The sequence below is a fragment of the Enterobacter cloacae complex sp. P40C2 genome, from assembly GCF_014930695.1.
GTDB lineage: Bacteria > Pseudomonadota > Gammaproteobacteria > Enterobacterales > Enterobacteriaceae > Enterobacter > Enterobacter pasteurii.
In genome coordinates, this window is sequence record NZ_JADBRP010000013.1 from 98,839 (window position 1) to 119,044 (window position 20,206).

Consider the following 20,206-nt stretch of genomic DNA (forward strand, 5'->3'; position numbering starts at 1 on the left):
GGGCTGGTTTTTTCCGTTACAGGAGTTCCCTCATGACGAATCGTATACCGCGCCTGAAAGATGCGCTCTTTGCCAACCCTCGCGAGATCTCGCTTGAGCGTGCGCTGCTCTATACCGCCAGCCATCGGCAGACGGAAGGCGAGCCGGTTATTCTCCGGCGCGCGAAAGCAACGGCACACATTCTCGACCATGTGGAGATTGCGATTCGTGATGAAGAACTGATTGCCGGAAACCGCACCGTTAAGCCGCGTGCAGGCATTATGTCCCCGGAGATGGATCCCTACTGGCTGCTCAAGGAGCTGGACCAGTTCGCCACCCGTCCACAGGACCGCTTTGAAATCAGCGATGAGGATAAGCAGACCTACCGTGAGGTGCTGTATCCCTATTGGGAAAACCGGTCGATGAAAGATTTCATCAACGGCCAGATGACGGATGAGGTGAAAGCCGCGGTCGGGACGCAGATTTTTAGCGTCAACCAGACGGATAAAGGGCAGGGGCATATCATTATTGATTATCCGCGCCTGCTCAATAACGGGCTGGGAGCGCTGGTGGCGGAAATGCGTGAACGCTGCGCTCGCGATGCGCAAAACACGTTCTATGCGGCAGCGCTGATACTGCTTGAAGCGTCCCAGCGCCATATTCTGCGTTATGCAACGCTCGCTGAAGAACTGGCTCAGAGCAGCAATTCGGCACGTCGCGAAGAATTGCTGGCAATGGCCGACATCTCGCGGCATAACGCGCAGCATAAGCCGCAAACCTTCTGGCAGGCGTGTCAGCTATTCTGGTACATGAACGTCATTTTGCAGTACGAATCCAACGCCAGTTCGCTCTCCATCGGGCGTTTTGACCAGTATATGCTGCCGTTTTATCAGGCCTCGTTAATGCAGGGAGACGATCCGGCGTTTCTGAAAGAGCTGCTGGAATCGCTGTGGGTGAAGTGTAACGACGTGGTGCTCTTGCGCTCGACCAGCAGCGCCCGTTATTTTGCCGGGTTCCCGACCGGGTATACCGCGCTGCTGGGCGGCCTGACGGAAAGCGGGCGTAGCGCGGTGAACGTGCTTTCGTTCCTGTGCCTGGACGCCTACCAGAGCGTTCAGCTTCCCCAGCCTAACCTCGGCGTACGGGTAAACGAACTGATCGACCGACCTTTCCTGCTGAAAACAGCGGAGACTATTCGCCTGGGCACCGGAATTCCTCAGATTTTCAACGATGAAGTAATAGTACCTGCGTTTTTAAATCGCGGCGTGTCGCTGGAAGACGCGCGTGACTACGCGGTTGTTGGCTGCGTTGAACTGTCGATTCCAGGTAAAACTTACGGCCTGCACGATATCGCCATGTTTAACCTGCTGAAGGTAATGGAAATCGCTATGCAGGAGAACGAAGGCAATAGCGAGCTGACGTACGAGGGGTTAATTGAACACATACGCGGCAGGATTAATCACTACATTGCGCTGATGGTGGAAGGGAGCAACATTTGCGATATCGGCCATCGCGACTGGGCGCCCGTGCCGTTGCTCTCCTCCTTTATCAGCGATTGTCTGGAAACGGGGAAAGACATTACTGACGGTGGCGCACGCTATAACTTCTCCGGCGTGCAGGGGATTGGCATTGCCAATCTGAGCGACTCGCTTCATGCCCTGAAAGGGCTGGTGTTTGAACAGCAGCGCTTAAGTTTTGACGAGCTACTGGCGGTGCTAAAAGCGAATTTTGCCACCCCGGAGGGCGAAAAGGTGCGCGCGCGGCTGATCAATCGCTTTGAGAAATACGGTAATGATATCGACGATGTCGACAATATCAGCGCGGAGCTGCTGCGCCATTACTGTAAAGAGGTCGAAAAATACCGCAACCCGCGCGGTGGGATCTTCACGCCTGGCTCGTATACCGTCTCTGCGCACGTGCCGCTTGGTGCGGTCGTGGGCGCTACGCCGGATGGCCGCCTGGCGGGCGAACAGCTGGCGGACGGAGGGCTCTCTCCGATGCTCGGCCAGGATATGCAGGGGCCGACGGCCGTGCTGAAATCGGTAAGCAAGCTGGATAACTACCTGTTATCTAACGGTACGCTGCTAAACGTTAAGTTCACCCCCGCCACGCTGGAAGGCGATGCCGGGCTGCAGAAGCTGGCGGACTTCCTCCGCGCGTTTACGCAGCTTAAGCTGCAGCATATCCAGTTCAACGTGGTCAACGCGGAAACCCTGCGTGAGGCGCAACGGCGTCCGCAGGATTTTGCCGGGCTGGTGGTGCGCGTTGCCGGCTACAGCGCCTTCTTTGTTGAGCTGTCGAAGGAGATCCAGGATGACATTATCCGTCGGACCGCGCATCAGCTGTGACGTGGTTGAAGCACGCCCCGACGTAGCGCGTATTTTCAATATTCAGCGCTATTCGTTGAACGATGGGGCAGGTATTCGCACGGTAGTCTTTTTCAAAGGCTGCCCTCACCGTTGCCCGTGGTGCGCCAACCCGGAGTCGATCTCGCCAAAAATTGAGACGGTTCGCCGGGAGAGCAAATGTCTGCACTGCGCACCCTGCCTGCGCGATGCGGACGAGTGCCCGTCCGGGGCGTTTGAGCGCATCGGGCGCGACGTGACGCTGGACGAGCTTGAACGCGAGGTGATGAAGGATGATGTCTTCTTTCGCTCATCGGGAGGCGGGGTGACGCTGTCAGGCGGGGAAGTATTAATGCAGGCACCCTTTGCGACGCAGTTGCTTAAGCGTTTGCGCCGCTACGGTATTCGCACCGCTATTGAGACGGCGGGAGATGCGCCCCTGTCCCGACTGCTGCCGCTGGCACGCCAGTGTGACGAAGTGCTGTTTGATCTGAAGATTATGGATCCTGAGCAGGCGCGCGCGGTGACGGCAGTAAATCTTCCCAGAGTGCTGGAAAACCTTACGCAGCTGGTGGCCGAAGGCATCAACGTCATCCCCCGCGTGCCGCTTATTCCGGGCTATACGCTAACCGACGCCAACATGGCGCGCGTGCTGGCATTTTTGTTACCTTCAGGGATACGGCAGCTGCATTTATTACCGTTTCACACGTATGGTGAACCAAAATACCGTCTGCTTGGGCAACAATGGTTGATGCGGGAGGTCAATCCTCCGACAGCTGACGAGGTCGCGGCAATGCGCCGTATGGCCGAAGATAAAGGGTTTCATGTCACCACTGGAGGTTAAAAATGACAGTAATAGCAGGGCGTCATCTGGTGGCGGTAACCGCGTGCGTGAGCGGCGTGGCGCATACTTACATGGCCGCAGAACGGCTGGAGCGGATTTGCCAGCAGGAGAAATGGTCAGTGCGCATTGAGACGCAGGGGGCGTTAGGCATTGAAAGTGAACTGACGGAGGACGATATCCGCCGCGCCGATGTCGTATTGCTTATCACGGATATTGAGCTGGCGGGTAACGAACGCTTCGAATCCGCTCGCTATGTGAAATGCGGGATTAATGCTTTCCTGCGGGATCCGCAAAAGGTCATGGCAGCGGTACGAAAAATGGTATCCGCACCGCAGCATACGCAGGTCATTCTGGACTAGCCGCTTTCCCGGTCAGCTGGCTGTGATACTGGCGACGGTATTCCGACGGCGAACGCTCCGTATTTTTACGGAATAAGCGGCAGAAATAGTTACTGTCGACAAAACCGCAGGCATGCGCCACTTCTTTTACCTTTAAGTCATACCCTTTCAGCAGCTGACGCGCGTGCTCCAGCCGCGTGTGGGTCAGGTATTCATTAAAACCGATCGCGCCGGTTTTCTGGAAAAGATGCGATAAATAGTTCGGAGAGATGTAAAACGCCTGCGCTACGGATTCCCGGGTAAGCGGAGTCGCATAATGCTCATCGATATAAACGCGTATGGCTTCAAACAGCGCCTGGCTGCGGGAGGCGGTCTGGATCTGACTACCCAGCAAGTCGACGCAGTGGCTAAGCAGGCTGGTGACAACCAGCCGCGCTGTCTGCTGTTCGTGCGGCTGCATCTGCATTTCATGAAGCGTCTGTAGCAAGAAGGAGCCGATGCGGGGGCCACGACGGGCAACGTGCTGTTTTGCAAGGTTACGAACGTCTACGCCGTCCCAGTGCAAAAGGCTAAATCCAAGCTGCTGTTTGCCAAACAGGATGCTCAGCGTTGTCGCGGGCATGTGCCATTGCGGATCGTTCCAGCCGCCAGCCGGGACGTATAAAACATCACCCTGCTGTAATACGCAAGCCGCCGGGTCTTTCACCGAGCCTTCGAGCACGATCTCCAGACGGGGGAAATCGACCTGCAGGGCGAGCTCGGGTGCGCAGAGGGCTGGGTTGGCGAAATGCACCTGACGCAGCGGCGTCGTGCCGCCGATCAGGTCAGTCAGGATATGGGTAATATCGTGCTGCATGGTGTAAATACCGAGGTATTGCCGGGCGGCGCAAACGCTTACCCGGCCTGCCTGTCGCAGGCCCGGGCAGGCGTAGCGCCCCGGGGACTGAGCATTAACCGGTGTTACGCATGCCCGCCGCAACGCCCGCAATCGTCACCATCAGCGCCTGTTCAACGCGTGGATCGGGATCTTTACCTTCCTCTTCCGCCAGACGCGAACGGTGCAGCAGTTCAGCCTGCAAAACGTTCAGCGGGTCGGTGTAGATGTTGCGCAGCTGAATTGACTCGGCGATCCACGGCAGGTCTTCCATCAGGTGGGAGTCGTTGGCGATATCCAGCACCACCTTGATGTCGCCTTCCAGCAGCTCGCGCAGCTCTTTACCCAGCGCCCACAGCTCTGGTTTAACCAGGCGCTGATCGTAGTATTCCGCCAGCCACAGGTCGGCTTTCGAGAAGACCATCTCCAGCATGCCCAGACGGGTGGAGAAGAACGGCCAGTCGCGGCACATGGTTTCCAGCTCACTCTGCTTACCGTCTTCCACCACTTTTTGCAGCGCCGCACCGGCACCCAGCCAGGCGGGCAGCATCAGGCGGTTTTGCGTCCAGGCAAAGATCCACGGAATGGCGCGCAGGGATTCAACGCCGCCGGTCGGGCGACGCTTGGCCGGACGCGAGCCCAGGGGCAGTTTACCCAGCTCCTGCTCAGGCGTTGCTGAGCGGAAGTAAGGTACGAAGTCTCTGTTTTCACGCACGTAGCCGCGGTACAGGTCGCAGGAGATGTCAGACAGCTCATCCATAATGCGGCACCAGGATTCTTTTGGCTCCGGCGGCGGCAGCAGGTTTGCTTCCAGGATCGCGCTGGTATAGAGCGACAGGCTGCTGATGGTCACTTCCGGCAGGCCGTACTTGAAGCGGATCATCTCGCCCTGCTCGGTCACGCGCAGGCCGCCTTTCAGGCTTCCCGGCGGCTGAGAGAGCAGCGCTGCGTGCGCTGGCGCACCGCCACGGCCAATTGAGCCACCGCGTCCGTGGAACAGGGTCAGCTCAATGCCGGCTTTCTCGCAGGTTTTAATCAGCGCGTCCTGCGCCTGATACTGCGCCCAGGATGCCGCCATCACGCCCGCATCTTTTGCGGAGTCGGAATAGCCAATCATGACCATCTGCTTGCCCTGAATAAAGCCGCGATACCAGTCGATGTTCAGCAGCTGGGTCATCACGTCGTTGGCGTTGTTCAGGTCGTCGAGGGTTTCAAACAGCGGTGCCACCGGCAGGGCATAGTCGATGCCCGCTTCTTTCAGCAGCAGGTGAACGCCCAGCACGTCGGACGGCGTTTTCGCCATGGAGATCACATAGGCGGCCACCGATCCTTTCGGCGCATCCACGATCGCTTTACAGGTGTTGAGCACCTCGCGGGTTTCGTTGCTTGGCTCCCAGTTGCGCGGCAGCAGAGGGCGCTTGGAGTTCAGCTCGCGGATCAGGAACGCCTGCTTGTCGGCTTCTGACCAGCTTTCATAGTCACCGATGCCGAGATAGCGGGTCAGTTCGCCCAGCGCTTCGGTATGACGGGTACTTTCCTGACGTACGTCGATACGCACCAGCGGCACGCCGAAACACTTCACGCGGCGCAGGGTGTCGAGCAGTTCACCGTTGGCGATGATGCCCATCCCGCAGGCCTGGAGCGATTTATAGCAGGCGTACAGCGGTTCCCAGAGCTGTTCGTTCTGGCTTAGCAGTCCTTCCGGCTTCGGCAGGCGCTGGCCCTTGAGGCGCGCTTCCAGCCAGGCCTGAGTGGCCATCAGCTGGCCGCGCAGTTTTTTCATCAGGAAACGGTACGGCTCGCTGGCGCCTTCTTCACCGGCCAGCGCGCGCAGTTCCGGCGTGGCTTCCACCATCGACAGCTCGGAGATCAGCACCTGAATATCTTTCAGGAACAGGTCGGTTGCTTTCCAGCGGCTCAGCAGGAGAACGTGTCGGGTAATGTCCGCCGTCACGTTCGGGTTGCCGTCGCGGTCGCCGCCCATCCAGGAGGTGAAGCGTACCGGCACAAAGTCGACCGGCAGGCGGTAGCCGAGGTTCTCTTCCAGCTGTTCGTTCAGCTCGCGCAGGTAGTTCGGCACCCCTTCCCACAGGCTGTTTTCCACCACCGCAAAGCCCCATTTGGCTTCGTCAACCGGGCTTGGGCGATGCTTACGAATTTCGTCGGTGTGCCAGGACTGGGCAATCAGCTGACGCAGGCGACGCATGAGCTGGTTACGTTCATAGTCGGCAATGTCTTTGTTATCCAGCTGCTTCAGACAGTTGTTCACTTCCACCATTTTGTGGATCAGCGTACGACGGGTGATTTCGGTTGGGTGCGCGGTCAGAACCAGCTCCAGCGAAAGGGATTCCACCGCTTTTTTGATGGTGTCTTCGTTGAGGTCGGGACGATCTTTGAGTTTACGAAGGGTGCGGGCAATGACTTCCGGGTTGCTGGCCGCTTCGCCTTTTGGCGAAATGCTGTGATATTGCTCAGCGGTGTTTGCCAGGTTAAGGAACTGGCTGAACGCGCGGGCAACGGGCAGCAGCTCATCGTTAGAGAGGTTCTGCAAGGTGGTGAGCAGCTCCTGACGGTTCGCCTCGTTACCGGCACGGGAAGATTTGGACAGCTTGCGGATGGTTTCAACGCGGTCGAGGATGTTTTCCCCCAACGCGTCTTTGATGGTATCTCCAAGCACCTTGCCGAGCATACTGACATTACTACGCAACGCGGAATATTGTTCGTTCATAAAAACCCAGTCACCCCATCATTTTTGTTTATGCCCAGGCGAAAATTTTCTGGACAATATTTTGTCATCTCCCTTTATAAAGCCACGTAAAACCCCCGTCGTCAATTGCTGCGAAAACGGTTCAGCAGATGAATAAATGTGGGTAATTTACGAAATTTAATTCGCTTTGCGTCAGATAAGAGATGCTTATGGGAATGTGACGGAGATCGCGGGATTTATTCCCCTCACCCTGCCCTCTCCCCAAAGGGGAGAGGGTGTTCAAATTCCCTCTCCCCTTTGGGGAGAGGGTTAGGGTGAGGGGTCGTCTTAATGCCAGCAGAAGTGATGCACGACCTGAGTAATCAGTTCGCGGGTTGGCTTGATGAAGCGGGTTTCCAGATATTCATCCGGCTGGTGCGCCTGGTTGATAGAGCCAGGGCCAAGGACCAGCGTTGGGCACAGGGTCTGAATAAACGGGGCTTCGGTGCAATAGTTCACCACGTCGGTTTTCTCACCGAGCAGCTTTTCCACCACTTCGACCAGCTGGTGATCCGGCGGGCATTCGTAGCCCGGGATCGGCGGATGCAGCTCGGAGACCGTCAGGCGGCCCGGCCAGCGCTCGCTTACCGGGGCCAACGCTTCGTTCAGCAAGCCGTCGAGATCGCTCAGCGTCATGCCCGGCAGCGGGCGGATGTCCATGTGCAGCTCGCAGCAGGCGCAGATACGGTTAGAAGCATCACCGCCGTGCAGGCTGCCGAGATTCAGGGTCGGATACGGCACGGTGAACGCGTCGTAGTGATACCGCTCTTTCAGGTCATCGCGCAGGGTCATGATGCGGCCGATGGCGTCATGCATCAGCTCAATGGCGTTCACCCCGCGCGCCGGATCGCTGGAGTGACCGGACTGGCCGAGCACGCGCACCGCCGTGGAAATATGGCCCTTGTGCGCACGGATCGGCTGCAAAGAGGTTGGTTCACCGATGATCGCGCAGTCCGGGCGAATCGACGTGTTTTCAGAAAAATAGCGTGCGCCCGCCATGCTGGTCTCTTCATCGGCGGTCGCCAGAATGTAGAGCGGTTTTTTCAGAGTCGTCACGTCCACGTCACGCAGCGCGTCGAGAATAAAGGCGAAGAAGCCTTTCATGTCCGCCGTGCCCAGCCCGTAGAGCTTGTTGTCATGCTCGGTCAGGGTGAACGGGTCGCGGGTCCAGCGGCCATCGTCAAACGGCACGGTGTCGGTATGACCGGCCAGCAGCAGGCCGCCCGCACCGGTACCGGTGCTGGCGAGCAGGTTGAATTTATGGCGTGTTCCGGGGACGGGCTGAACCTCAACGTTAAACCCAAGATCGCTAAACCAACCCGCCAGCAGATTGATTAAAGACTCATTGCTCTGATCCAGTGCTTCTTCGGTCGCGCTGATGGAGGGTGTGGCAATCAGGGCGCGGTAAATCTCGATAAATGGCGGTAAGTTCATTTTCATTGTTGACACACCTTAGGTCGTGATAGTATCAATATTCATGCAATAAATGTGAATAAAAATACATTAACGTTGAGCATAAAGGAACCCGATGTTGAATACGCTGATTGTAGGCGCTAGCGGTTATGCGGGCGCAGAGCTTGTAAGCTACGTGAATCGCCACCCTCATATGACCATAACCGCTTTGACCGTGTCAGCGCAAAGCAATGATGCCGGAAAGTTAATTTCTGATTTGCATCCGCAGCTTAAGGGCATTGTCGATTTGCCGCTGCAGCCAATGTCTGACATCAGCGAGTTTACCGACGGCGTCGACGTGGTGTTTTTGGCCACCGCGCACGAGGTCAGCCACGACCTGGCGCCGCAATTCCTGGCGGCCGGTTGCGTGGTGTTCGACCTCTCCGGCGCGTTCCGCGTTAACGACGGTGCGTTTTACGAAAAATATTACGGTTTTACCCATCAGCACCCGGATCTGCTCGAAAAAGCGGTGTACGGCCTGGCGGAGTGGAGCGCGGATAAACTCAAGGAAGCGAATCTGATTGCCGTGCCCGGCTGCTACCCGACGGCGGCGCAGCTCTCCCTTAAGCCGCTGATCGACGCGGGCCTGCTGGATCTGAACCAGTGGCCGGTGATCAACGCCACCAGCGGCGTGAGCGGTGCCGGGCGCAAGGCGGCGATCTCCAATAGCTTCTGCGAAGTGAGCCTTCAGCCGTATGGCGTGTTCAACCATCGCCATCATCCTGAAATCACCACCCATCTGGGCGCGGACGTGATTTTCACGCCGCATCTGGGCAGCTTCCCGCGCGGGATCCTCGAAACCATTACCTGCCGCCTGAAGCCGGGCGTGACCAAAGAACAGGTAAGTGAAGCCTTCACGCAGGCGTATGCGGATAAACCGCTGGTGCGTCTGTACGACAAAGGCGTGCCGGCGCTGAAAAACGTGGTCGGCCTGCCGTTCTGCGATATCGGCTTTGCCGTTCAGGGCGAGCACCTGATTGTGGTCGCCGCAGAAGATAACTTACTCAAAGGCGCTGCCGCACAGGCAATGCAGTGTGCAAATATTCGTTTCGGCTTCCCTGAAACGCAGGCTCTTATTTAAGGTGTGATGATGAACCCATTAATTATCAAACTCGGTGGTGTGCTGCTGGACAGCGAAGAAGCGCTGGAGCGTCTGTTTACCGCGCTGGTTAACTATCGCGAATCACACCAGCGTCCGCTGGTGATTGTGCACGGCGGCGGCTGCGTGGTGGACGAGCTGATGAAAGGGCTCAACCTGCCGGTGATAAAGAAAAACGGCCTGCGCGTCACGCCTGCCGACCAGATTGACATCATTACCGGTGCGCTGGCGGGTACGGCGAACAAAACGCTGCTGGCGTGGGCGAAGAAACACCGTATCGCGTCCGTTGGGCTCTACCTCGGCGATGGCGACAGCGTAAAAGTGACCCAGCTCGACGAAGCGCTCGGCCACGTTGGGCTGGCGCAGCCGGGCTCGCCTGAGCTGATTAACACGCTGCTGGAAGGCGGTTTCCTGCCGGTGGTGAGCTCTATCGGCGTGACCGAAGAGGGCGAGCTGATGAACGTGAATGCGGACCAGGCGGCAACCGCGCTGGCGGCAACGCTGGGCGCAGACCTGATCCTGCTCTCTGACGTAAGCGGTATTCTGGACGGCAAAGGCCAGCGCATTGCGGAAATGACCGCCGCGAAAGCCGAGCAACTGATTGAGCAGGGCATTATTACCGACGGCATGATCGTCAAAGTCAACGCCGCGCTGGATGCGGCTCGCACGCTGGGTCGCCCGGTGGATATCGCCTCCTGGCGTCACGCGGAGCAGCTTCCGGCGCTGTTTAACGGCACGCCAATTGGCACGCGTATTCTGGCGTAATCGATTTTCTGTTTTGCAGGCCCGGCAAGCGCAGCACCGCCGGGCAATGACATTCAAAGATATTAAGGAAGCATGTTATGGCACTTTGGGGTGGGCGTTTTACACAGGCAGCGGATCAGCGGTTCAAACAGTTCAATGACTCTTTGCGCTTCGACTACCGCCTGGCCGAACAGGATATTGTCGGCTCTGTGGCCTGGTCCAAAGCGCTGGTGACCGTGGGCGTGCTGACCGCAGATGAACAGCAGCAGCTTGAAGAGGCGCTGAATAACCTGCTGGAAGAGGTGCGGCTGGATCCGCAGCAAATCCTGCAAAGCGATGCGGAAGACATTCACAGCTGGGTGGAAGGCAAACTGATCGACAAAGTGGGCCAGCTGGGTAAAAAGCTGCACACCGGCCGTAGCCGTAACGACCAGGTCGCGACCGATCTGAAGCTGTGGTGTAAAGAGACCGTTGGCGAACTGCTGGCGGCTACCCGTCAGCTGCAGAGCGCGCTGGTGGAAACGGCGCAGAACAACCAGGACGCGGTCATGCCGGGTTATACCCACCTGCAGCGCGCGCAGCCGGTGACCTTTGCGCACTGGTGTCTGGCCTACGTTGAGATGCTGGCGCGTGACGAAAGCCGCCTGCAGGATACGCTCAAGCGCCTGGACGTGAGCCCGCTGGGCAGCGGTGCGCTGGCGGGAACAGCGTATGAAATCGACCGTGAACAGCTGGCAGGCTGGCTGGGCTTTGCCTCTGCTACCCGCAACAGCCTGGACAGCGTGTCTGACCGCGACCACGTGCTGGAGCTGCTCTCAAACGCGTCTATCGGCATGGTGCACCTGTCGCGCTTTGCTGAAGACCTGATCTTCTTTAACTCGGGCGAAGCCGGCTTCGTCGAGCTGTCCGACCGCGTGACGTCAGGCTCTTCCCTGATGCCGCAGAAGAAAAACCCGGACGCGCTGGAGCTGATCCGCGGGAAGTGTGGCCGCGTGCAGGGTGCGCTGACCGGCATGATGATGACCCTGAAAGGGCTGCCGCTGGCGTACAACAAAGACATGCAGGAAGATAAAGAGGGGCTGTTCGACGCGCTCGACACCTGGCTGGACTGCATGCACATGGGCGCGCTGGTGCTGGACGGCATTCAGGTGAAGCGTCCGCGTTGTCAGGAAGCGGCCCAGCAGGGCTATGCGAACTCTACCGAACTGGCGGACTACCTGGTGGCGAAAGGCGTACCGTTCCGCGAAGCGCACCACATCGTGGGCGAAGCGGTGGTGGAAGCCATTCGTCAGGGTAAACCGCTGGAAGATCTGCCGCTTGCCGACCTGCAAAAATTCAGCGCGGCTATCGGGGATGATGTGTATCCGATTCTGGCGCTGCAGTCCTGCCTGGACAAGCGTGCCGCGAAAGGCGGCGTGTCGCCTAAGCAGGTGGCGCAGGCGATAGCGGACGCGAAAAACCGGCTGGTTTGAACCGTGCGGGCTGGTGCCCTCACCCCGGCCCTCTCCCACAGGGAGAGGGAGCAAACCCTAAAAATGGCAACTTCGGTTGCCATTTTGCTTTTATCCCCGGGCTTTTTTACGCAAAAAAAAAGCGGACCACGGGGTCCGCAAAAGTTCACGTTGGCTTTAGTTGTTCGAGTTTTGAGAGAAACTCGATGACGGTGACGGGTCGTCAAGGGTCAAACACGTTCCGCCTCGTCTGTGTGATGTATTATTCAACAGAATGCTTGATAGGGATAATCGTTCGTTGCTATGCTATCTATCGCCATGAACTATCGTGGCGACGGAGGATGAATAATGAATATTCGTGATCTTGAATACCTGGTAGCGTTAGCCGAGCACCGCCATTTTCGCCGCGCGGCAGACTCCTGCCACGTCAGCCAGCCCACGCTGAGCGGCCAGATCCGCAAGCTGGAAGACGAGCTGGGCGTGATGCTGCTGGAGCGCACCAGTCGTAAGGTTCTGTTCACACAGGCAGGTCTGCTGCTGGTGGATCAGGCGCGCACCGTGCTGCGCGAGGTCAAAGTGCTCAAGGAAATGGCAAGCCAGCAGGGGGAGGCGATGTCCGGCCCGCTGCACATCGGCCTGATCCCAACCGTTGGCCCGTATCTGCTGCCGCACATCATTCCCATGCTGCACCAGACGTTCCCGAAACTCGAAATGTATCTGCATGAAGCGCAAACCCATCAGCTGCTGGCGCAGCTGGACAGCGGCAAGCTCGACTGCGCGATTCTGGCGCTGGTAAAAGAGAGTGAAGCCTTTATTGAAGTGCCGCTGTTCGATGAACCTATGATGCTGGCGATCTATGAAGATCACCCGTGGGCGAACCGCGACCGCGTGCCGATGGCCGATTTGGCCGGTGAAAAGCTGCTGATGCTGGAAGATGGCCACTGCCTGCGCGATCAGGCGATGGGCTTCTGCTTCGAGGCGGGCGCTGACGAAGATACCCATTTCCGCGCAACCAGCCTGGAAACGCTGCGTAATATGGTCGCGGCGGGAAGCGGAATTACGCTGCTGCCTGCACTGGCCGTGCCGCGCGAGCGTAAGCGTGATGGCGTGGTCTATCTGCCGTGCATTAAGCCGGAGCCGCGTCGTACGATTGGCCTGGTGTATCGTCCGGGGTCACCGCTGCGCAGCCGCTATGAGCAGCTGGCAGAGGCCATCCGCGGTGCGATGGATGGCCATTTCGACAGCGCGTTAAAACAGGCGGTTTAAGCCGTTCAGCGCGGCTACCCGATAGGCTTCCGCCATTGTCGGGTAGTTAAAGGTGGTGTTAACGAAGTACTCAATGGTGTTACCGCCACCTTTCTGCTCCATGATCGCCTGGCCGATGTGAATGATTTCCGCCGCGCGTTCACCAAAGCAGTGAATGCCGAGGATCTCTTTCGTCTCGCGATGGAACAGGATCTTCAGTGTACCCACGCTCATTCCCACGATTTGCGCCCGCGCCAGGTGTTTAAACTGAGCACGGCCCACCTCGTAAGGCACCTTCATGGCAGTCAGCTGCTGCTCGGTTTTCCCTACGGAGCTGATTTCCGGAATGGTGTAGATCCCCGTCGGAATATCTTCAATCAGATGCGCGGTCGCTTCACCTTTTACCAGCGCCTGAGCGGCAATGCGCCCCTGATCGTAAGCGGCTGATGCCAGGCTTGGGTAACCAATCACGTCGCCTACCGCGTAAACGTGCGGCAGCGCGGTCTGGTACATGCTGTTGACCTTCAGCTGGCCACGGCTGTCGGTTTCGAGCCCGATGTTTGCCAGCTGCAGGGAGTCGGTGTTGCCGGTGCGGCCGTTGGCATACAGCAGGCAGTCTGCTTTCAGCTTTTTACCGGATTTCAGGTGCATAATCACACCGTCGTCGCAGCCCTCGATCTTCTCGTACTCCTCGTTGTGACGGATCACCACGCCGCTGTTCCAGAAGTGGTAGGAGAGAGAATCTGACATCTCCTGATCCAGAAACGCCAGCAGGCGGTCGCGGGTGTTGATCAGGTCAACTTTGACCTCCATTCCCCGGAAGATAGACGCATATTCACAGCCAATCACGCCAGCGCCATAGATAATCACGTGGCGAGGTTCATGATGCAGGCTGAGGATGGAGTCGCTGTCGTAAATGCGCGGGTGCGAGAAATCCACGTCTGCCGGATGATACGGGCGTGAACCGCAGGCGATCACAAACTTTTCAGCGGTGATCGTCTCAACCGAACCGTCATGACACTCCAGGGCCAGGGTGTGTTCGTCCACAAAATGCGCGTTTCCTTGCAGAATTTCACAGTGGTTACGCTCATAGAAACCCTGACGCATGCGCGTCTGCTGGTTAATGACCGTGTCTGCGTGGTTCAGGATGTCGGCAAAAGAGGAACGAAGAAGTCGGGAGTGGTCGCTGTAAAGAGGGTTCTGGTTAAATTCAATAATGCGGCTAACGGCGTGGCGGAGGGCTTTTGAAGGGATGGTGCCCCAGTGGGTGCAACCGCCGCCGACGTTATGGTAGCGCTCTATTACCGCTACTCTGGCTCCCTGTTTTACCAGACCCATAGCAGCACCTTCGCCGCCGGGGCCGGAACCAATAACTATTGCGTCGTAATCGTAGGAATGTGGCATGGCAAGGCTTACCTGTTCTTATACATAAAAGCAACAGAATCATAACATCATTGCCGGGGTAACCCAATTATCGTTGTGCTTTTTTCGGGCAGTGGAGCACAAACCGCGCGTAAACAATCATTCACAAAGCTGAGCAAACAGATTAATTTTATTCTCTGGTATAGTGCCAACGGGCCTTTGGAAGGATTCAACTATCGTGATGGGCGTAAGAGCACAACAAAAAGAGAAAACCCGGCGTTCGCTGGTGGAAGCCGCATTCAGTCAACTGAGTGCTGAGCGGAGTTTTGCCAGTTTAAGCCTGCGAGAAGTCGCACGCGAGGCCGGGATTGCGCCAACGTCCTTCTACCGTCATTTCCGTGATGTGGATGAACTGGGCCTGACCATGGTCGATGAGAGCGGTCTGATGCTGCGCCAGCTTATGCGCCAGGCGCGCCAGCGTATCGCCAAAGGGGGCAGCGTGATCCGCACCTCCGTGTCGACATTTATGGAGTTTATCGGCAATAACCCTAACGCGTTTCGCCTTTTGCTGCGCGAGCGCTCCGGCACGTCGGCGGCGTTTCGCGCCGCGGTTGCGCGTGAAATTCAGCATTTTATCGCGGAACTTGCCGACTATCTCGAAATCGAAAACCATATGCCGCGTGCGTTTACTGAAGCTCAGGCTGAGGCGATGGTGACCATTGTTTTCAGCGCGGGTGCCGAAGCGCTGGATGTCAGCATCGAACAACGCAAGCAGCTCGAAGAGCGGCTGGTATTGCAGCTGCGGATGATCTCCAAGGGTGCGTATTACTGGTATCGCCGTGAACAAGAAAAGTTGGCACATCAAACCGATGAGTGAAGGTGAGTAATGAAACAGTCAGGTCAGGATAAAGGAACGCTGTTGCTGGCATTGATCGCTGGCTTATCCATTAACGGTACGTTTGCCGCTATTTTTAGCTCAATCGTTCCGTTTTCGATTTTCCCGATTATCGCGCTGGTGCTGACGGTGTACTGCCTGCATCAGCGTTATCAGAACCGCACTATGCCTGTCGGGTTACCGGGGCTGGCCGCAGCCAGCTTTATTCTGGGCGTGCTGTTGTACAGCACCGTTGTGCGAGCAGAATACCCGGATATCGGCTCTAACTTCCTGCCTGCGGTACTGTCCGTTGCGCTGGTGTTCTGGATCGGCTCGCGCATGCGTAGCCGCAAGAGCCAGCTGCCGGAGTAATGAAGGTTTAAGGGCAGGTAAGCAAAGCGCCACCTGCCAAAAAATGCCGGATGGCGCTACGCGTGTCCGGCATGCAGATTATCGTGCAGTGAGCAGTACGCCGCACTCCATGTGGTGCGTATACGGGAACTGATCGAACAGCGCCAGACGTTCAACCTTGTGCGTCTGGCTTAACGTTTCCAGGTTCTTGCACAGCGTCTCCGGGTTACAGGAGATGTACAGGATACGCGGGTACGCCTGCACCATCTTCTCGGTTTCGCTGTCCAGGCCACTGCGCGGCGGATCGACAAAAATCGTCTCACACCGGTAGCTCTTCAGATCAATCCCCTGCAGGCGATTAAACTCACGCACGCCATTCATCGCCTGGGTAAACTCTTCTGCCGCCATACGAATGATTTGTACGTTGTCGATGTGGTTAGCGGCGATGTTGTACTGCGCGGCAGCAACCGACGGCTTGGCGATTTCCGTCGCCAGCACGCGCTCGAAGTTACGCGCCAGCGCCAGCGAGAAGTTACCGTTACCGCAGTACAGCTCAAGCAGATCGCCCTGCGATCCTTCCGTCGCGTTCAGCGCCCACTCCAGCATCTGCACGTTCATTGCCGCATTCGGCTGGGTGAAGCTGTTCTCTACCTGACGGTAAACCATCTCTTTACCGGCCACCGGCAGACGCTCGTCAATATAATCCTGGTCGAGCATGATTTTGGTTTTGGTCGCGCGGCCAATCAGGTGCACGTTGATGTTCTGCACGCGCAGCGCATCGCGCAGGGCTTCTGCCTGCTCGCGCCATTCGTCGGTCAGCGCTTTGTGATAGAGCAGGGAAACAATCGCCTGATTGCTTTGGGTGGTCAGGTAGTCAATCTGGAACAGCTTGTTTCGCAGTACCGGATTGTCGCGCACGCCGTCAATCATCAGCGTCATCAGCTGGTTAATCAGTTCACTCGCCGCCGGGAAGCTATCCACGCGAATGCGGGATTTCGTCTGCTGATCGAAAATGATGTGATACAGGTCGTCGCCATCGTGCCAGATGCGGAACTCGGCGCGCATACGATAGTGGCTGACCGGAGAACGGAACACCTCGGGAACGGGCGCGTTGAACGGCGTCATCATACTTTGCAGGCGGACAACTTTTTCTGCCAGCTGTGCGTCGTACTGTTCTGTAGGGAGGTGTTCGGGGGTCATGATGCGTCCTGAATGATAAAGAATTACGCGGGGATTGTAGGGATTGTGCAGTGGATGTCCAGATTTAATGGCTAATAGCTGTCTGGACATCTATACGTGTCTAATTGTAGCATTCTGTTTCCGGTCTCCTGAGAGTGAAAAGGGAATCCAGTGTAAATCTGGAGCTGACGCGCAGCGGTAAAGACTGGCGGGATGAGAAGTAGAGACACTGTGAAAATGGGAAGTCTTCATCCGTATAACGCCACCCAGCCCGAAGACCTGCCGGGATCACGTCGCATTTGGTTTCATCATCGCGTGCTATGGATGAGGCCTGCGGCATCCTTCTTATATTGTGGATGCTTTAACAATGATTAAAAAAGTATCGCTGTTGACGGCGTTATCCGTCACGGCATTTTCGGGCTGGGCGCAGGAAAGCGCTGACTCGTTGGTGGTGACAGCAAACCGTTTTGAACAGCCTGTAAAAACCGTTCTGGCTCCGACATCCGTCGTGACCCGTGAAGATATTGAACGCTGGCAATCCACGACGGTACTGGATGTCATGCGCAGACTGCCAGGCGTTGATACGGCGCAAAACGGTGGTATGGGACAACTGTCTTCTCTTTTTATTCGCGGTACCAACTCTAGCCACGTTCTGATCCTCGTTGACGGTATGCGTCTTAACCAGGCAGGTGTCACAGGTTCATCCGATCTTAGCCAGTTCCCCATCTCCCTGGTGCAGCGTATCGAATATGTTCGTGGGCCGCGTTCGGCGATTTACGGCTCAGACGCGATTGGCGGCGTCGTGAACATTATTACTACCCGTGCGAAGGACGGTACGACGCTGACCGCGGGCGCAGGATCGCATGGCTATCAAAATTATGGCGGCAGCACTCAGCAAACGCTTGGCGACAGCACGCGCGTAACGCTTGCGGGTGATTACACCTATACCAAAGGTTTTGATGTGGTCGCGGACGGCAACAATGGCGGCCTTGCTCAGACCGACCGCGATGGCTTTATGAATAAAACGCTCTACGGCGCACTGGAGCATGCATTCTCAGACCAGTGGAGCGGGTTCGTTCGCGGCTTTGGCTACAGTAACCGTACCGCCTATGACGGTTATTACAGCTCGTTTACGCCTGATGTACTGGTCGACACGCGTCAGCTGTACAGCCAGACCTGGGACGCAGGGCTGCGCTTCAACGATGACATCTTCCATTCACAGCTGCTCACCAGCTATAGCCACAGTAAAGACTATAACTACGACCCACATTCAGGACGATATGATTCGTCTGCCACACTGGATGAAATTAAACAGTACAATGTTCAGTGGGTTAACTCCGTGGATGTGGGCCATGGCAACGTTGGCGCGGGCGTAGACTGGCAAAAGCAGAGCACTGAACCGGGCACTAATTATGTGACGAATGGCTATGATTTGCGTAACACCGGCGTCTACCTCACCGGATTGCAGCAGTTTGGTGATGTCACCCTGGAAGGGGCGGTGCGTAGCGATGATAACTCTCAGTTTGGTCGTCACGGTACCTGGCAAAGTAGTGCGGCCTGGGAGTTCATTGAAGGTTATCGCGTTATCGCTTCGTATGGCACAGCCTATAAAGCGCCAAACCTTGGGCAACTCTATGGCTTCTACGGCAACGAACACCTCGATCCCGAAGAGAGCAAGCAGTGGGAAGGCGCGTTCGAAGGTCTTACCGCTGGTGTAAACTGGCGCGTGTCGGCTTACCGTAACGACGTTGATAACCTGATCGACTTCAACAATAACCTTCAGGAGTATTACAACGTCGGCAAAGCACGTATTAAAGGGGTTGAAGCGACTGCCTCGTTTGATACTGGCCCGGTCATGCATACTGTCGGTTACGACTATGTTGATGCCCGTAATGCGGCAACCAACCAACTGCTGGATCGTCGCGCTAAGCAGCAGGTGAAGTATCAGCTCGATACCCGGATCTATGATTTTGACTGGAGCCTGACATATCACTATCTCGGTACGCGCTACGATACTGACTTCGGCACTTATCCGTCAGAGAAGGTGAAAATGGGCGGCGTCAGCCTGTGGGATGTGGCGGTTTCATATCCTGTCACCTCTCACCTCACAGTTCGTGGTAAAATAGCCAACCTGTTCGATAAAGATTACGAGACAGTTTATGGCTACCAAACTGCAGGACGAGAATACACCTTGTCTGGCAGCTACACCTTCTGATCCGCGTCCCACCGTGCTGGTGTTTGATTCCGGCGTCGGTGGGCTTTCGGTTTATGACGAGATTCGGCAGCTCCTGCCGGATCTTCATTACATCTACGCCTTCGATAACGTCGCCTTCCCGTACGGGGAAAAGAGCGAAGACTTTATTGTTGAGCGCGTGGTTGAAATTGTCACCGCGGTACAAAAGCGCTATCCCCTGGCGCTGGCGGTCATTGCCTGTAATACGGCAAGCACGGTTTCTCTTCCTGCCTTGCGCGAAAAATTTCCGTTCCCGGTTGTGGGCGTGGTTCCGGCAATCAAACCGGCTGCACGCCTGACGGCAAACGGCATCGTGGGGCTGCTGGCAACGCGCGGTACGGTGAAACGTCCTTATACGCGCGAGCTTATCGATCGCTTTGCCAATGAATGCCAGATCGCGATGCTCGGCTCCGCAGAGCTGGTGGAGATGGCGGAAGCGAAACTGCACGGCGAGACGGTATCGCTTGAAGAGCTGCGTCGCATTCTGCGTCCATGGCTGCGGATGCAGGAACCACCGGATACGGTTGTCCTTGGCTGCACCCATTTCCCGCTATTGCAGGAAGAGCTGTTAAAGGTTCTGCCAGAAGGTACCCGGCTGGTGGATTCCGGTGCTGCCATTGCGCGTCGGACGGCCTGGCTGCTGGAACATGAAGCGCCGGATGCGAAATCAGCGGATGCAAATATTGCTTTCTGTATGGCAATAACAAAAGAAACTGAACAGCTTTTACCCGTTTTACATCGTTATGGCTTCGAAACGCTCGAAAAACTGGCGCTGTAGCACGGTTTTGAGCAAAAAAGAGACGGTTGAACGTTTTTTTTAAAAGAGGGGTTGTCAACGTCTGAGAACTCCCTATAATGCGCCTCCACTGACACGGAACAACGGCTTACAGGCCGCCGGGACAGCGGGGTTCAGAGATGAACGCCAACAGAGAAAAGTGAAAATATTTGCTTGACTCTGAATGAGGAAAACGTAATATACGGGACCTCGCAACGGTGAGCTGAAAGCCGCGTTGCAACTGCTCTTTAACAATTTATCAGACAATCTGTGTGGGCACTCAAAGTGACATGGATTCTTAACGTCGCAAGACGA

Annotated in this window: 16 protein-coding genes and 1 riboswitch; of the genes, 11 read left to right on the top strand and 5 right to left on the bottom strand. The window is 56.7% G+C overall.

Annotated elements, in window-relative coordinates; all coding sequences use genetic code 11:
- The first annotated feature begins 32 nt into the window (after window positions 1-32).
- Genes IM304_RS19420 through IM304_RS19430 form a run of 3 tightly spaced genes read left to right on the top strand, consistent with a single transcriptional unit; the run spans window position 33 to window position 3,527 of the window.
- On the top strand, window positions 33-2,327 hold the full coding sequence (locus IM304_RS19420; RefSeq protein WP_193355895.1) for a formate C-acetyltransferase: 2,295 nt from the start codon (window positions 33-35) through the stop codon (window positions 2,325-2,327).
- Entirely contained in the window at window positions 2,293-3,168 is an 876-nt protein-coding gene (locus IM304_RS19425) for a [formate-C-acetyltransferase]-activating enzyme (protein ID WP_176609201.1), read from the top strand. The genes IM304_RS19420 and IM304_RS19425 overlap by 35 nt, the downstream gene beginning before the upstream one ends.
- Window positions 3,169-3,170: 2 nt before the next feature.
- A complete protein-coding gene (locus tag IM304_RS19430) occupies window positions 3,171-3,527 on the top strand; it encodes a PTS fructose-like transporter subunit IIB (RefSeq protein ID WP_029882885.1) in 357 nt (118 codons plus the stop codon).
- On the opposite strand, the gene IM304_RS19435 is transcribed toward IM304_RS19430, so the two are convergent.
- The 3 genes from IM304_RS19435 to argE all read right to left on the bottom strand — a co-directional run bounded on the left by IM304_RS19435 (window position 3,514) and on the right by argE (window position 8,566).
- Window positions 3,514-4,362, bottom strand: coding sequence for an AraC family transcriptional regulator (locus IM304_RS19435; RefSeq protein WP_193355894.1), 849 nt, complete (start codon window positions 4,360-4,362; stop codon window positions 3,514-3,516). The genes IM304_RS19430 and IM304_RS19435 overlap by 14 nt on opposite strands.
- A gap of 94 nt (window positions 4,363-4,456) precedes the next feature.
- On the bottom strand, window positions 4,457-7,108 hold the full coding sequence (gene ppc / locus IM304_RS19440; protein ID WP_193355893.1) for a phosphoenolpyruvate carboxylase: 2,652 nt from the start codon (window positions 7,106-7,108) through the stop codon (window positions 4,457-4,459).
- 306 nt (window positions 7,109-7,414) lie between these two features.
- Entirely contained in the window at window positions 7,415-8,566 is a 1,152-nt protein-coding gene (gene argE, locus IM304_RS19445; RefSeq protein ID WP_176609203.1) for an acetylornithine deacetylase, read from the bottom strand.
- Between the two features lie 88 nt (window positions 8,567-8,654).
- On the opposite strand from argE, the gene argC reads away from it, so the two are divergent.
- The 4 genes from argC to oxyR all read left to right on the top strand — a co-directional run bounded on the left by argC (window position 8,655) and on the right by oxyR (window position 13,138).
- Window positions 8,655-9,659, top strand: coding sequence for an N-acetyl-gamma-glutamyl-phosphate reductase (gene argC / locus IM304_RS19450; protein WP_193355892.1), 1,005 nt, complete (start codon window positions 8,655-8,657; stop codon window positions 9,657-9,659).
- A 6-nt stretch (window positions 9,660-9,665) separates the two neighbouring features.
- Entirely contained in the window at window positions 9,666-10,442 is a 777-nt protein-coding gene (gene argB, locus IM304_RS19455) for an acetylglutamate kinase (protein WP_148422577.1), read from the top strand.
- Between the two features lie 77 nt (window positions 10,443-10,519).
- The gene (gene argH, locus IM304_RS19460) at window positions 10,520-11,893 is read left to right on the top strand and encodes an argininosuccinate lyase (protein ID WP_193355891.1); all 1,374 of its coding nucleotides are present in this window, start codon (window positions 10,520-10,522) and stop codon (window positions 11,891-11,893) included.
- Window positions 11,894-12,220: 327 nt separating this feature from the next.
- Complete coding sequence (oxyR, locus tag IM304_RS19465) at window positions 12,221-13,138, top strand: DNA-binding transcriptional regulator OxyR (protein WP_025758848.1); 918 nt, start codon at window positions 12,221-12,223, stop codon at window positions 13,136-13,138.
- On the opposite strand, the gene sthA is transcribed toward oxyR, so the two are convergent.
- Window positions 13,121-14,521, bottom strand: a complete 1,401-nt coding sequence (gene sthA / locus IM304_RS19470) for a Si-specific NAD(P)(+) transhydrogenase (RefSeq protein ID WP_148422579.1) — start codon at window positions 14,519-14,521, stop codon at window positions 13,121-13,123. The genes oxyR and sthA overlap by 18 nt on opposite strands.
- 196 nt (window positions 14,522-14,717) lie before the next feature.
- Between sthA and fabR the strand changes: the two genes are divergently transcribed.
- Together fabR and IM304_RS19480 are read left to right on the top strand one after the other, a co-directional pair.
- Window positions 14,718-15,356, top strand: a complete 639-nt coding sequence (gene fabR / locus IM304_RS19475; RefSeq protein ID WP_125915679.1) for an HTH-type transcriptional repressor FabR — start codon at window positions 14,718-14,720, stop codon at window positions 15,354-15,356.
- A gap of 9 nt (window positions 15,357-15,365) precedes the next feature.
- Complete coding sequence (locus tag IM304_RS19480; protein WP_148422580.1) at window positions 15,366-15,725, top strand: YijD family membrane protein; 360 nt, start codon at window positions 15,366-15,368, stop codon at window positions 15,723-15,725.
- Window positions 15,726-15,803: 78 nt separating this feature from the next.
- Here IM304_RS19480 and trmA read toward each other — a convergent pair whose 3' ends face one another.
- Window positions 15,804-16,904, bottom strand: coding sequence for a tRNA (uridine(54)-C5)-methyltransferase TrmA (gene trmA, locus IM304_RS19485; protein WP_193355890.1), 1,101 nt, complete (start codon window positions 16,902-16,904; stop codon window positions 15,804-15,806).
- A 104-nt stretch (window positions 16,905-17,008) separates the two neighbouring features.
- Window positions 17,009-17,185: riboswitch (cobalamin riboswitch) on the top strand.
- 65 nt (window positions 17,186-17,250) lie between these two features.
- On the opposite strand from trmA, the gene btuB reads away from it, so the two are divergent.
- Window positions 17,251-19,098, top strand: coding sequence for a TonB-dependent vitamin B12 receptor BtuB (btuB, locus tag IM304_RS19490; RefSeq protein WP_193355889.1), 1,848 nt, complete (start codon window positions 17,251-17,253; stop codon window positions 19,096-19,098).
- A complete protein-coding gene (gene murI / locus IM304_RS19495; protein ID WP_193355888.1) occupies window positions 19,043-19,894 on the top strand; it encodes a glutamate racemase in 852 nt (283 codons plus the stop codon). Before btuB ends, murI begins: the two co-directional genes overlap by 56 nt.
- Window positions 19,895-20,206: the final 312 nt, after the last annotated feature.